The organism is Clostridioides sp. ZZV15-6598 (genome assembly GCF_020657705.1).
In the GTDB taxonomy this organism is placed as follows: Bacteria; Bacillota; Clostridia; order Peptostreptococcales; family Peptostreptococcaceae; genus Clostridioides; species Clostridioides difficile_F.
On sequence record NZ_JAGWCS010000316.1, the window covers coordinates 1 to 511 of the forward strand.

General features: G+C 22.5%; 1 protein-coding gene. It reads left to right on the plus strand.

Translation table 11 applies throughout. The features are described 5' to 3' along the window. Window positions 1-174: 174 nt before the first annotated feature. Window positions 175-511, plus strand: a 337-nt coding sequence (locus KGF50_RS21815) for a helix-turn-helix domain-containing protein (RefSeq protein ID WP_227849988.1), incomplete at its 3' end; no start/stop codon positions are given.

Consider the following 511-nt stretch of genomic DNA (forward strand, 5'->3'; position numbering starts at 1 on the left):
GCGATTGTAGGTAAAAAGATATAAACTCTATAAATTAATATAAATACTTTATAATTCGTCAAATGCTAAATTAAATAGATTATTTTATTCACCTCAAAATAATTGTACTAAAATTTCAATATATATATAATGTAATATCACTATGGTACAATAAATTTAGAAGAGGTGAGAAATATGATTAAATCAATTAAAGTTAGATTATATCCCACTAAAAGACAAGAAGAATTAATGTTTAAAAGTGCTGGTACTTCAAGATTCTCTTATAACTGGGGATTAGCTTTTCTTAATAAATACTATGAAGAAAATAATAAATTTTTACAAATAGGTGAATTAAGAAAAGAATTTACAAGATTAAGAAATAATAGTGAATTTAGCTGGTTAAAAGAAATATCATCAGAAATACCACAACAGGCACTTAAAGATTTAGGAGAATTATTTAAGAAATTCTTTAAAAAAGAATCTTTTTATCCTAAATTTAAGAAAAAAGGTAAGTGTGAAGTTTCATTTTTTC